Origin of the sequence: Faecalibacterium sp. Marseille-Q3530, from assembly GCF_017377625.1 — a bacterium.
GTDB classification, from domain to species: domain Bacteria; phylum Bacillota; class Clostridia; order Oscillospirales; family Ruminococcaceae; genus Faecalibacterium; species Faecalibacterium prausnitzii_E.
Map to the genome: position 1 here is coordinate 518064 of NZ_JAFREH010000001.1, position 13396 is coordinate 531459.

The 13396-nt window shown below is 61.7% G+C and carries 11 protein-coding genes and 1 riboswitch; of the genes, 2 read left to right on the forward strand and 9 right to left on the reverse strand.

Features of this window, described 5'->3' with window-relative positions; all coding sequences use genetic code 11:
• Window positions 1–35: 35 nt before the first annotated feature.
• The 5 genes from secA to J3350_RS02365 all read right to left on the reverse strand — a co-directional run bounded on the left by secA (window position 36) and on the right by J3350_RS02365 (window position 7789).
• On the reverse strand, window positions 36–2879 hold the full coding sequence (secA, locus tag J3350_RS02345; RefSeq protein WP_207685545.1) for a preprotein translocase subunit SecA: 2844 nt from the start codon (window positions 2877–2879) through the stop codon (window positions 36–38).
• A 304-nt stretch (window positions 2880–3183) separates the two neighbouring features.
• Window positions 3184–4089: a hypothetical protein gene (locus tag J3350_RS02350; protein ID WP_207685546.1), complete on the reverse strand. Its 906-nt coding sequence runs from the start codon at window positions 4087–4089 to the stop codon at window positions 3184–3186.
• Window positions 4090–4108: 19 nt separating this feature from the next.
• On the reverse strand, window positions 4109–5428 hold the full coding sequence (locus J3350_RS02355) for a competence/damage-inducible protein A (protein ID WP_207685547.1): 1320 nt from the start codon (window positions 5426–5428) through the stop codon (window positions 4109–4111).
• Between the two features lie 6 nt (window positions 5429–5434).
• Complete coding sequence (gene thiI, locus J3350_RS02360) at window positions 5435–6634, reverse strand: tRNA uracil 4-sulfurtransferase ThiI (protein WP_207685548.1); 1200 nt, start codon at window positions 6632–6634, stop codon at window positions 5435–5437.
• A 3-nt stretch (window positions 6635–6637) separates the two neighbouring features.
• Window positions 6638–7789 (reverse strand): cysteine desulfurase family protein, encoded by a 1152-nt coding sequence (locus J3350_RS02365; protein WP_207685549.1) that lies wholly within the window; start codon window positions 7787–7789, stop codon window positions 6638–6640.
• A 191-nt stretch (window positions 7790–7980) separates the two neighbouring features.
• On the opposite strand from J3350_RS02365, the gene J3350_RS02370 reads away from it, so the two are divergent.
• Window positions 7981–8895, forward strand: coding sequence for a GDSL-type esterase/lipase family protein (locus J3350_RS02370; RefSeq protein WP_207685550.1), 915 nt, complete (start codon window positions 7981–7983; stop codon window positions 8893–8895).
• Between the two features lie 237 nt (window positions 8896–9132).
• Here J3350_RS02370 and J3350_RS02375 read toward each other — a convergent pair whose 3' ends face one another.
• A complete protein-coding gene (locus J3350_RS02375; protein WP_207685551.1) occupies window positions 9133–9522 on the reverse strand; it encodes a PBECR2 nuclease fold domain-containing protein in 390 nt (129 codons plus the stop codon).
• 117 nt (window positions 9523–9639) lie between these two features.
• Window positions 9640–11301: a formate--tetrahydrofolate ligase gene (locus tag J3350_RS02380; RefSeq protein ID WP_207685552.1), complete on the reverse strand. Its 1662-nt coding sequence runs from the start codon at window positions 11299–11301 to the stop codon at window positions 9640–9642.
• Window positions 11302–11350: 49 nt separating this feature from the next.
• Window positions 11351–11441, reverse strand: a riboswitch (ZMP/ZTP riboswitch).
• A gap of 150 nt (window positions 11442–11591) precedes the next feature.
• Here J3350_RS02380 and J3350_RS02385 point away from each other — a divergent pair.
• Window positions 11592–11879 carry a hypothetical protein gene (locus tag J3350_RS02385; RefSeq protein ID WP_097792716.1) on the forward strand — a complete coding sequence of 96 codons (288 nt, stop codon included), beginning with the start codon at window positions 11592–11594 and terminating at the stop codon, window positions 11877–11879.
• A 64-nt stretch (window positions 11880–11943) separates the two neighbouring features.
• Here J3350_RS02385 and J3350_RS02390 read toward each other — a convergent pair whose 3' ends face one another.
• Both J3350_RS02390 and efp read right to left on the reverse strand, forming a co-directional pair.
• Entirely contained in the window at window positions 11944–12522 is a 579-nt protein-coding gene (locus J3350_RS02390; RefSeq protein ID WP_207685553.1) for a CD1247 N-terminal domain-containing protein, read from the reverse strand.
• Between the two features lie 203 nt (window positions 12523–12725).
• Window positions 12726–13283 (reverse strand): elongation factor P, encoded by a 558-nt coding sequence (gene efp, locus J3350_RS02395; RefSeq protein ID WP_022257704.1) that lies wholly within the window; start codon window positions 13281–13283, stop codon window positions 12726–12728.
• Window positions 13284–13396 lie beyond the last annotated feature (113 nt).

Consider the following 13396-nt stretch of genomic DNA (forward strand, 5'->3'; position numbering starts at 1 on the left):
TGCAACTAAAAGCAGTTGCATTCCTCTTCTACAGATCACTGCTCCCCGCCGTCGGAACCATTGGGGTGGTACTGGGCGCAGGTGCACTTCTTCCATTTGAGGCCGCTGCCGCAGGGGCAGGGGTCGTTGCGGCCGATCTTGATGACGCGGATGGGCTGGCCCTTGGGGGCACCCTTGGCACCGGGTGCGCCGTTGCCGGGCACAAAGCCTTCGCCGGTGGGCTTGGCCACCTGCTCCCGCTTGGGGGCCGCAGTGCCCGCACCGCGCACCTCGATGGTCAGCAGCATCTTGATACTGGACTCGCGGATGGAATCGACCATCTGGTCGAACATATCAAAGCCCTCGATGCGGTACTCGACGACGGGGTCTTTCTGGCCGTAGCCGCGCAGCGCGATGCCCTGACGCAGCTGGTCCATGTTGTCAATATGGTCCATCCACTGGCGGTCTACACACTTGAGCAGGCAGATGCGTTCCAGCTCCCGCATCAGCTGCGGGCCGTAGCGCTGTTCCTTGTCGTTCAGGATGTCCATCCCGCGGTCGTACAGCAGATCGGCGATGCCCTGGACCGAGAGGCTGTCGTAATCCGCGACGGTATAGTGGAAGTCGGCGTCGGTCGTCAACCAGCCCTGATAGTGGCGGCGGAGCGCACCAAAGTCCCACTCGTCCTTGACGTCACCGGCCAGGAACTGCTTGCAGCTGGAGTCAATGTTCTCCCGCAGCATGTTGTGCATCTCGGTGCTGATGTCCTCACCGTCGAGCACCTTGCGGCGCTGGCCGTAGATGATCTCGCGCTGCTGGTTCATGACATCGTCGTACTTCAGCACGTTCTTGCGGATCTCAAAGTTCCGGCCTTCCAGCTTCTTCTGGGCGCTTTCGAGGGTGCTGGTGATCATGCGGTTCTCGATGGGGGTGTCCTCGTCCAGCTTGAGGGTATCCATCAGACTGGAAACGCGGTCGCCGCCGAACAGACGCATCAGGTCATCTTCCAGGCTCAGGTAGAAGCGGGATGCACCGGGGTCGCCCTGACGGCCGGCACGGCCGCGCAGCTGGTTGTCGATGCGGCGGCTCTCGTGGCGCTCGGTGCCGATGATGAACAGACCGCCCGCCTTGCGCACCTCGTCCGCTTCGGCTTCGATGGCGGGCTTGTACTGGGCGTACAGCTCCTCGAACCGTCTGCGGGCCGCGAGGATGTTCTCATCGGTGGTGTCGCCGTGGCCGTCGGCCTCGGTCAGCAGCAGTTCCACGGCGTTCGGATCGGCATCTTCGGGCTTTTCGGGGTTGAGCAGATTCTCGCAGAAGTGCTCTTTGCGCATCTGGGCCTTGGCCATGAACTCTGCGTTGCCGCCCAGCATGATATCGGTGCCGCGGCCTGCCATGTTGGTAGCGATGGTGATGGCACCCTTCTTACCGGCCTGCGCCACGATCTCGGCCTCGCGCTCGTGGTTCTTCGCGTTCAACACGTTGAAATCGCGGGTGTGTTTTTGCAGCATCTTCGCCAGCGTCTCGCTCTTTTCCACACTGACGGTGCCCACCAGAACGGGCTGGCCGTTTTTGTGGCACTCCATCACCTGCTCGATGACGGCGCGGTATTTGCCGTTGACGGTCTTGTAGACCGCATCGGGATAATCCTTGCGGATGTTGGGGCGGTTGGTGGGCACGGTAACGATGTTCAGGCCGTAGATCTCGGTGAACTCGGTGGCCTCGGTCTTGGCCGTACCGGTCATACCGGCCAGCTTCTTGTACATGCGGAAATAGTTCTGGAAGGTGATGGTCGCCAGCGTCTTGCTCTCGGCGGCGATCTTCACGCCCTCCTTGGCCTCGATGGCCTGATGCAAGCCCTCGTTGTAGCGGCGGCCGATCATCAGGCGGCCCGTGAACTCATCGACGATGATGACCTCGCCGTTCTTGACCACATAGTCGATGTCCTTTTTCATGACACCGTAGGCCTTAATGGCCTGGTCGATATGGTGGGCCAGCGTCATGTTCTCGGCAGCGGCCAGGTTCTCGATCTTGAAGTATTCCTCGGCCTTTTTGATGCCTCTGGCGGTCAGGGTGCAGGTCTTGTGCTTTTCGTCCACGACGTAATCGCCGTCGGTCTGCTCGTCGGTCTCCACCTTGTCTTCCAGCTCGACCACCACGCTCTTGCGCAGGGTGCGGACGAAACGGTCCACCTGCGTGTACAGGCTGGACGAATCCTCACCGCGGCCGGAGATGATGAGCGGGGTGCGGGCTTCGTCGATGAGGATGGAGTCCACCTCATCGACGATGGCGTAGGTGTGGCCGCGCTGGACCATGTTGTCCTTATAGGTCACCATGTTGTCGCGCAGGTAGTCGAAGCCGAACTCGTTGTTGGTGCCGTAGGTAATATCGGCATTGTAGGCACGGCGGCGGCTGTCGCCGTCGATGCCCTGCACGATGAGGCCGACGGACAGGCCCAGCCAGCGGTAGAGCTTGCCCATCCACTCGCTGTCGCGCTTGGCCAGATAGTCGTTGACGGTGACGATGTGGACGCCTTCGCCGGTCAGGGCGTTCAGGTAGGCGGGCAGGGTGGCCACAAGGGTCTTGCCTTCACCGGTCTGCATCTCAGCAATGGCACCGCGATGCAGGGCGATGCCGCCGGTGACCTGCACCGGGAAGTGCTTCATGCCCAGCACACGCCAGGCGGCCTCGCGGCAGACAGCAAAGGCATCGGGCAGGATATCGTCCAGCGTCTCACCGCCGGCCAGACGCGCCTTCAGCGCGGGGGTCTGGGCCTGCAGGTCGGCATCGGACAGTGCCTGGTATTTGGGTTCCAGGGCCAGCACCTTTTTGGTGATCGGGTTGATCTTTTTCAGCTCCCGGTCCGAGAAGGTACCGAAGATCTTTTCAGCAAGGGACATTCTTACACCTCATCTATTGAAATCTGGGCGGAGACCGCCCGGCAGGGGGAGTTCATCATACAGTTATATGATACACCAAAGCAGAAAACCCGTCAAACCCACAGGCTCCGTTTTGGGCCATTTTCCAATGAATTTTCTGTAAAATCAACAAAAAGGCCGCTGAAAACTCCCTTCGTCATCGCTGGCGCGATGCCACCTCCCTCAACGAGGGAGGCTTTCACAGCGTTCCGGCACGTCAAGGCTCCCTCTTGGAGGGAGCTGGCACGGCGAAGCCGTGACTGAAGGAGTATCCAGCAGCCTTTTATTACAATAGCAACGCCCCCGAATGCGGCAGGCCGTCGGCCCAGAGGGAGCGCAGGCGCTGGGGCAGCGCGTAGAAGTTGCCGCCCGTGTACACCCATGCCCCGACGGTGCAGAGCGCGGCCAGCACGGCCAGCACCAGCAGAACCACCAGCACCCGCCGGGCACGGCGGGGCCTGCGGGCAGGCGGGGCCGCCTCCGGCTGGGCCGTTCGGGCGGCCTTGCGGGCGGGCAGAAAGCCGGTGCCTGCGGCCTGCGGCAGGTCACAGGCTGCGCGGCGGATCATGTCCAGCAGCCAGAGGGCAGGCCTGTCCGCCAGCGGGACCGTGCGCAGCCAGCAGCCTTTTTTGCAGCTGAGCACCAGCACGCAGTCCCCTTCCCGCTCGGCGCACCCGGCGGCAAGGTCACAGCCCACCACCCGGCGGGCCGCCTGTGCTTTTGCCAGCGCACGGCGCACCGGGTCAGTGGTGTCGGCGGGCAGATGCGCTGCCGCCTGCTGCTCGATCTTTGCGCCGGTCTTGGGGTGGGCATAGCTCAGCGCCCCAAAGTCAAAGACCCGTTCCGCCCCGGCGATGGTCTCCAGCCGGGCCTCCAGAAGGGTCCCGGCGGCAGCATCCGAACAGATGAGGAGCCGGTCGTGCCGTTCCAGTTCCTGCACGGCGGCCTCGGCCAGCGTGGTCTCCCCGGCCCCGTACAGGTCGGCGGAAAACTTCTCCCGCAGCGCCTGCGCGGCCTTTTTCAGGCCCGCCGGGTTCTGGGCCGAAAGCGCCACCAGAGTCTCCGCGCCCCGGCTCTTCCAGCGGGCCTCCGCCTTCCACTGGGGCGAAAACCCGCCCGCTGCCTCTTTCACGGCGGCGTCCGGCACTCCGAACAGCCGCAGCACACATTCGGCCTTCTTCTCTTCTGTCAATGCTGCTCACCCCTGCGTGTTATTCGCTCAAGAATGCCGCGTCCAGCGCATCGAGCACGGCCGTGTCGTGCTGCTGGGCTGCGGTCAGGGGCTTTGTGCCTGCGGGGGTCCTGCCCTGCGCCAGACGCAGCACCAGTTCCAGTGCAGCCTGCGCAGCGCGGGCGCGGACCAGTGCGCGGTCCGGGCGGGAGACGAAGAGCTTCTTCACATACACGGTCCCGCCGCGGGCCGCACCCAGATAGACGGTGCCCACCGGGCGGACGGCATCGCCGCCGGTGGGGCCTGCTACGCCGGTCACGCTGACGGCGATGTCCGAGCCGGACGCCTTCGCCGCGCCCAGCGCCATCTGCGCGGCCACCGGGGCCGACACCACATTGTATCGTGCGATGACGTCCGGGTCCACGCCGACGAGCTTCGCCTTCGCCTGCTCCCAATAGGTCACAAAGCCGTAGCCGAACACCTCGCTGGAGCCTGACACTGCGGTGATGCGCTCTGCGATCATGCCGCCGGTGCAGCTCTCGGCGGTGGAAACGGTGAGTTCCTTTTCCTTCAGGGTGCGCACCACCGTTTCTTCCAGCCCGGCCACATCCTCATCATACACCGCATCGCCCAGCAGATCGTAGAACTTCCTGGCGTATGCGCGGCACATTTTTTCGCCGTCCTCGTCGGAGGCGGCACGGGCCGTGATGCGGATCTCGCATTCGCCGGTCTTGCAGTAGATGGCAGCGGTGGGGTTGGCATGGTCCAGCAGGTCCCGCACCTGATATTCCAGATTGCTCTCGCCGCCCAGCACCCGCAGGGTGATGGAGTGCAGGGTGCAGTTCTGGCGTTCCAGCAGCAGCGGGCGGATGCTCTCCGTCCACATCGCCTTCATCTCGCCGGGGACGCCCGGCATCAGAACGGCGCAACGACCGTTCTGCTCGAACCAGGCGCCGGGGGCGGTGCCGTGGTGGTTGACGATCTTCCGCCCGTGCACGGGCACCATGGCCTGCTTGCGGTTGTTGGGGGTCGTCTCGCGGCCGGTGCGGGCAAAGTAGCTGGTGATCTTCGCCCACTCTTCTTCGTCAAAGGCCAGCGTATCGCCGTAGCAGGCCGCCACGGTCTCCTTGGTCAGGTCGTCTGCCGTGGGGCCTAAGCCTCCGGTGAAGACCAGCAGGTCACACCGGGCCTTGGCCTCGTTGACGAAGTCCGCCAGACGGCCCTGGTTGTCGCCAATGGTGCTCTCCCGCTGCACAGTGATGCCCAGGTCTGCCAGTTCCCGGCTCAGATACTGGGCGTTGGTATTCAGGATGTTGCCGAGCAGCAGCTCGGTGCCCACACTGATGATCTCTGCGGTCATGCGGCATCACCCCTCAAACTCGATCTCGTCGGTGATCCGGATGCGGATGCGCTCGGTGTTCTCTGCCGCTTCGGCTTCCAGTGCAGCCAGACCCGGCATGGCGGCTTCGGCGGTCAGGATCTCGTCCAGCTCCGGGCGGATCTTCGGGTGCGGCGGAGTGAAGATGGTGCAGCAGTCCTCATAGGGCAGGATGCTGGTCTCAAACGTGCCGATGTGGCGGGAGGTCTCGATGATCTCGGTCTTGTCCATGCCGATGAGGGGGCGGAGGATGGGCAGGTCCTGGGCCGCATCGGTGCACTGCAGCGCCTTGACGGTCTGGCTGGCCACCTGCGCCAGGCTCTCGCCGGTGATGAGGGCCTCGCTGCCCTGCTTTTGGGCGATGCTGTTGGCGATGCGCATCATGCTGCGGCGCATCAGCACCGTGAACAGCACATCGGGGGCGTTGTCCCGGATGTACTCCTGCGGCCGGGTGTAGGGAACCACGAAGAGGTTGGTGCTGCCGGTGTAGGGCGTGATCTTCTGGGCCAGAGCCTTAACTTTGAGTTTTGCTCGCTCCGAAGTATACGGAGGGGATGCGAAATGGATGTGGTCCAGCGCCAGACCGCGCTTTGCCATCCGGTACGCAGCCACCGGGCTGTCGATGCCGCCGGAGAGCATATTCAGAGCGCGGCCGGAAGTCCCCACGGGCAGACCGCCCTCGCCGGGGATCTTCGGGCCGTGGATATAGGCACCGTAATCGCGGATCTCCACGATGACCTTGAACTGCGGGTTGCGGACATCCACCTTGAGGTAGTTGTGTTTGCCCAGCAGATACGCGCCCAGTTCCCGCATCAGTTCGGGGCTGGTCATGGGGTAGGTCTTATCCGAGCGGCGGGCCTCCACCTTGAAGGTCCTGATGCCGTGCAGGCTGTCGCCGAGGTAGTCCTCAGCGGTCTGGCAGATGGTGTCAAAGTCCTTCTCGCAGACCACCGCGCGGCTCAGTGCGGCCAGACCAAAGACGGTGCGCACCCGGTCGAAGGCGAGGTCCATGTCGATGGCCTCTTCCTCCGGCTCCATATAAAAGGTAGACTGGGTGCAGTAGACCTTGAATCTGCCCACGGTCTTGAGCCGGTACCGCAGGATCTTCATCATGGCCGACTCGAACTGGTTGCGGTTGAGGCCCTTCAGGGACATCTCGCCCTGATAGCCCATAATGATCTCTCTCATATATTATCTCCTTATTCTCTGCAAATGCTTCATGCCGTCCTCAAAGCGGTTGAGGAAGGCATCCACATCTTCGGGGGTGTTGTCTGCACAGAAGGACACCCGGATGGCCGTGTCGATGGCCAGCGGGCTGCGGCCCATGGCCGCCAGCGTGTGGCTGGGCTGGCCCCGCCCGCAGGCACTGGCCGACGAGACATAGATCTGCTCCTCCGCCAGAAACGCCAGCATCGTCTCGCTCTTGATGCAGTTCTCGCTGAAGTTCAGCACCTCCGGCACGGCGCTGTCCGGGCTGTTGATCTCCACTTCGGGGAAGGCTTTCAGCCCCTCGCGCAGCTGCTGGTTCAGGGCACGGACGGCGGCGTCCCGGCTCTTCATGTTCTTCGAAAGGCGGCTGACCGCAGCGGCCAGCCCCACCGCGTAGGGCAGGTTCTCGGTGCCGGGGCGCTTCTCACGCTCCTGCTCGCCGCCAAGGTAGGGCGGCTGGAACGCCTGTGCCAGACTGTCGCTGAGGTACAGCGCCCCCACGCCCTTGGGCGCGTGGATCTTGTGGCCGCTCACCGCCAGCGTATCGATGTTGGCCAGCTTGATGGGGACCCGCATCCACGCCTGCACCGCGTCCACATGGACGAGGGTGCGGCTGTTCTTCCGCTTGACCTCGGCGGCCAGGCGCTCGACCTCGTTCCGGGTGCCGATCTCGTTGTTGACCATCATGCAGGCCACGAGGATGGTGTTCCTGTCCACATGCGACAGCATCTCGTCAATGTCCAGCGTACCGTCCGGGCGGGGGGCCACGACCGTGACGTCATAGCCCATCGCGGCCAGACGTTCCAGCGGCTTTTGCACACTGGGGTGTTCAAAACCGGACACCACGATGCCCTTGCCGAACTTCCGGGTCAGCGCCGCGCCCAGCAGGGCCATGTTGTTGCCCTCGCTGCCGCAGGAGGTGAAGTACAGCTCCCGCGATTTGCAGCCCAGGCTCCGGGCCACCACGGCGCGGGCCGCGTTCAGGGCTTCTTCGCTCCGGGCACCGGGGGCGTACAGGGACGACGGATTCGCCCAGTGCTCCCGCATGGCCCTGTCGATGACATCCGCCACGTCCGGGGCCACGATGGTGGTGGCGGCGTTGTCCAGATAATGCAATTCAGGATTTTGCAGCATAAGATTCGATTCCTGCTTTCTTTGCTTGCCGTCGGCAGAGCGTTTCGCCCTGAACCGACGTTTTCTCATAATAAACCAGAATAATTATAGCACAAACCCTGTCCTAACGCAAAGGATTTGCGGCATGGCTTGCGCCGGGGCCTGCCATGCTGTATAATGAAGAAAATGAGCTACAGAAAGCAGGGTGTTTTATGGCCGATTATCAGGAATACCGCCGCCGTATCCTCCGCAAGCGCTGGTTCCGGACCTTCTCCGTTGCAGGGCTGCTCTTCCTGCTGGTGCTGGTGGGCGTCGTGGGTACACTGTGGAAACGGCTCCACCGGGAGCAATCCCCCGCCGCCGTGCAGGGGCCGACCATCTTCCAGCAGGAGCTGCAGGGCAGCGAGTGGAACACCGTCAACTACACGCCCGCCCGGCGGCTGGCGGTACAGCTCAGCGCCGACGGCACCACCGCTATGGATTTCCGTCTGGCCGCGCTGGCCGAAAGCCCGGCCGTGGACCGCAGCTATTTCAACGACGCCTGTTTTCTGGGCGACAGCCTGACGCAGGGGATGCAGATCTACAGCACCGGCCTGCCGGAAGCCTCCTTCTGCGCCTATAAAGGCATCGGCCCCAACGCCGTGGTCAACAGCACCACCTGCACCCGCCGGGACGGCGTCCAGGAGATCCCGATGGAGGTGCTGACGGCCCAGCAGCCGAAGGTGCTCTACATCCTGCTCGGCACCAACGTGCTCAACCGGGACGGCGATTATTCCAGCTTCCTCACCTACTACCGCCTCATGCTGGACATGATCGCACAGGCTCTGCCCAACACGCAGATCTACGTCCAGTCCATCACGCCGGTGCGGCCGGAAGTCCGGGCCTCTCACCCTGGCCTCTACAAAGAGCGCCTGTGCGAGATCAATGATGAGCTTTCCGCCATCGCGCTCGAAAAAGGCTGCGTCTTCCTCAACCTGTGGGAGGCCCTGGCCGACGAGAACGGCGACCTGAAGGCCGAATATGCCCAGAACGACGGTTACCACGTCAAGCCCGAAGGCTACACCGCCTGGGTCGATTACCTCCGCACCCACACCATCAACCCCGGCGTGACCTCCGCTGCGGCATGATCCACGAAAAAAGCTGCTGTGCCATTGTTCAGAGCAATGACACAGCAGCTTTCATTTTGTCTGAAAACAGGAACGGGGAACGGCATCGGAACCGTTCCCCATCGATTGGTATTTGGCAGGCGTGGCGTTCTCCTGCATCTCTCAGGGCAGCTGCCCTTGTCGTTACCGTCGGCGTGTGGCTGCCACGAAATTGACCACCTCAAATACCACTCTTATCCTATGTATAGGATACCACATTTACTCTTTTTTGTAAAGTATTTCGCTCTGACGCAAAAGTCGTCGAAAGCGTTTCGGACTGATGTTCCACATCGTAATAATGGAATTCTTATATTCCTCCGGGTCTCCGGAAACCTTCAATCGCAAAATGATCTCCGCTGTCAGTTCCGGTGTCAGGATTTCCTTGAGCACCAATGCCGTGTGCGGACGATTTCCCCTCAGAATATAATCCGGTTCCTGCAAGACCTGCGGAAGATACTGGAACAGCCGGTCATAATCGCCCGGATGACCTTCTTCAATATGGAGGATCTGCTGTTCTGTAATGACAACATCTTCCGTTAAAATCTCTTCGTCTACAACACTGTATAGCTGTCGACTAATTTTGCAGATGAAATCCACGTCCTGCTTCACACCAATCCTGTTTGATGGTTTCAGTATAACATGCAGTGACGGTTTTGTATACAGCATATCACAACAAACGGGGAACGGCATCCGAACCGTTCCCCGTTTGTTGTGATTTTTATTCGATCAGAACAGCCCCGTGATCTTGCCATCGGCATCGACGTCGATGTTGACGGCGGCGGGCTTCTTGGGCAGGCCGGGCATGGTCATGATGCTGCCGCAGATGACCACCACGAATCCGGCACCGGCAGCAAGGCGGACCTCGCGCACCTCCATCGTGAAGCCGGTGGGCGCAGCCAGGAGCTTGGCGTTATCGCTGAAGCTGTACTGGGTCTTGGCGATGCAGACGGGCAGGTTGCCATAGCCCAGCTCGGTCAGCTCGGCCAGTGTCTTGCTGGCGGCGGCGCTGAAGTTCACGTCGTCGGCACGATAGATCTTCTTGGCGATGGCCTTCACCTTGTCCTTGAGGGGCATATCCAGCGGGTAGACATACTGGATGGAGCGGTCTTCCAGGATCTCCAGCACCTTCTCGGCCAGTGCCTTGCCGCCCTCGCCGCCCTTGGCGAAGACCTCACTCAGCACACAGGGCACACCCTGCTCAGCGCAGACCTGCTCCACATACGCCTGCTCTTCGGGGGTGTCGGTCGGGAACGCATTGATGGCGACCACCACCGGCAGGCCGAAGCCATTCTTCAGGTTGTCGATGTGGCGGACAAGGTTGGCTGCACCGGCCTTGACGGCTTCGAGGTTTGGCTGGTTCAGGTCAGCCTTGGCAACGCCGCCGTGGCTCTTGAGAGCGCGGACGGTCGCCACCAGCACACAGGCGCTGGGTGCGATGCCCGCATAGCGGCACTTGATGTCCAGGAACTTTTCTGCGCCCAGGTCGGCACCGAAACCGGCCTCGGTGATGACATAATCGGCCAGCGAGAGGCTGAGCTTGGTGGCCATGACGCTGTTGCAGCCGTGGGCGATGTTGGCAAAGGGGCCGCCGTGGATGATGGCGGGGTTGTTTTCCAGCGTCTGAACGAGGTTCGGGTCCAGCGCATCCTTCAGCAGGGCGGTCATGGCACCGGCGGCGCCGATCTCGCCCGCCGTGACGGGCTTGCCGTCGTAGGTGTAGGCGCAGACGATCTTGGCCAGCCGCTCCTTCAGGTCGGAGATGCTGGTGGCCAGGCAGAAGATGGCCATGACCTCGCTGGCGACGGTGATATCAAAGCCGTCCTCACGCGGGGTGCCGTTGACCTTGCCGCCCAGGCCGTCCACGATGAAGCGGAGCTGGCGGTCGTTCATGTCCATGCAGCGCTTCCAGGTGATACGGCGGGGGTCGATGTTCAGCGGGTTGCCCTGCTGGATGCTGTTGTCGATCATGGCGGCCAGCAGGTTGTTGGCCGCGCCGATGGCGTGGAGGTCGCCGGTGAAGTGGAGGTTGATGTCCTCCATCGGGACCACCTGTGCATAGCCGCCGCCGGCTGCGCCGCCCTTGATGCCGAACACGGGGCCGAGCGAAGGCTCACGCAGGCAGAGCATGGTCTTTTTGCCCAGCGCGTTCATGGCGTCGGCCAGGCCCACGCTGGTGGTGGTCTTGCCCTCGCCCGCCGGGGTGGGGCTGATGGCCGTGACCAGGACCAGCTTGCCCTGCTTGCCAGCCTTGTGGATGAGGCGGTGGTTGATCTTGGCCTTGTAGCGGCCGTAGGGGATCACATCCTCGTCGGCAAGGCCGAGCGAGGCGGCGATCTCGGCAATGGGCTTCATGCGGGCTTCCTGTGCGATCTCGATATCAGACTTCATGGAACATCCTCCTTCAAAACAAAAAGGGCAGCTTTGCACAGCAATTGCGCAAGGCTGCCCAGACGGTCGGCATTGACATCAAACCCGGTCTCTGCTGCACTGTGGTGCTCCACAACGTTCCGTCAGCAGCAAAAACCTCTTCTGACCGAATGATAACACACCCGAACGCCCTTTGTCAAGGAAAAACTTCCCGCGCCAAAAAAGTGCGGGTGAAGTGCCCATCCGGCTTGCATCCACCCCCGGATGTGTGATATACTAAAGTGAATCTAAACGATAGGGAGGCTTTCACGATGCCATTTACACCCAAACTGACTTATAAAGGCAAGCCCCTCGTCCGCAAGGACAACGAGCTGTATTACGGCCGTATGACCGACCCTTATGTACTGCGTATGCAGATCTTGAGCACCAAGCCCGTGGGCGGGATGGAGGTGGCCGATAAGGTCCACATCCAGGTGTTCTCCACCAACGACAGCCTCGCCCCCGAAGCCCGCGTATTCCGCCAGACCACCAAGAACGGCCTGTACAACGCGCTGGACATCGGCAGCATCTGGCTCCAGAAAGCAAACGAGAGCCGCTGATCGTTCGGCGGCCGTCAAAAAAGGGCCTGTCTCCCATGGGAGGCAGGCCCTTTTTGCATCGGATTTACTCTTCGGTCACTTCAAAGTCCAGCGGTTTGCCGCAGTTGGGGCAGGTAGGCTCGCCGTCCAGCAGGTCGGCTTCCTCAAATACTGCGGTGGCACCGCAGGCCGGGCAGGTCACCTCGTACTGCATGGGGCCGTCGTCCTCTTCGGGCTCCTCGTCGTCGGCCAGAGCCACCTCAAAGGCGACCTTGCAGCTGGGGCAGATGGCCTCGCCTGCATCCAGGTCGTCCTCGCTGACGTACACGGTCTCGCCGCAGGCCGGGCAGGCCACTTCATAGTAGGGCTCGCTGGCCACATCGGCGTTGTCGTCGGCGTCGTCCTCTGCTTCAGGCTCGTCGTCTTCCTCGTCGGCATCGTCGTCTTCGTAGAGATCGGCTTCGAGGTCTTCCAGCTCCTCGCTCAGGTCGTTGATCTGATCGTAAGCCTGGGTCACATCCTCGTCAATGCCGTCCACGGCCTGTGCCATCTCACACAGCAGCTCGCTCATGGCCTTGATGACTTTGCCTTCCTTGGTGGTCTCGTCGATGCCGAGGCCCTCCACCAAGCCTTTCAGGTATGCAGCCTTTTCCTTCAGTTCCATACGAATGCCTCCTAGTCTATAAAATTTCTAAGCCGGTCAACGGGCTCACCCTCTCCGTCATCGCTGCGCGATGCCACCTCCCCCGAAGCGGGAGGTTTTGGCTGTCCATGCAACGGACGCGAAGCGGCCTGAGCGGGCAAAGCCGTTTTCCTGAACAAAAAACCGGGCAAACGGTCGCCCGCTGCCCGGTCTTGTCGATAAAATCAGACGCGCTCCATATACTCGCCGGTGCGGGTATCGATGCGGATGTGGTCGCCCTCGTTGATGAACAGGGGGACGCGGATCTCAGCACCGGTCTCGACGGTAGCGGGCTTCAGGGTGTTGGTGGCAGTGTTGCCCTTGACACCCGGCTCGGTCTGGGTCACTTCCAGCTCGATGAAGTTGGGGATCTCAACGCTGAAGACCTTGCCCTTGTAGCTCAGCAGCTTGCACAGCTCGTTCTCCTTGCAGAACTTGAAGTTCTCAGGGACATCGGAAGCGTTGACGGGGATATCGTCATAGGTCTCGTTGTCCATGAAGTGGTACAGATCGCCATCCTCGTAGCTGTAGGTGACATCCTTGCGCTCGATGAAAGCCTGCGGGAACTTTGCGGTCGGGTTGTAGCTGGTCTCGACCACAGAGCCGGTGATGACGTTCTTGGTCTTGGTGCGGACAAAGGCAGCGCCCTTGCCGGGCTTGACGTGCTGGAACTCAACGACCTGAAGAACCTGGCCGTCCTGCTCAAAGGTCACGCCGTTGCGAAACTCGCCTGCAGAAATCATAGGAATTCCTCCATTAGTAAAATCTCATTGATGCTTGACGCATATCTCTATTTATTTTACTCAATCCCGCACGATTTGGCAAGGGGTTTGAGCAAAAAAGACGGTGAAAACAG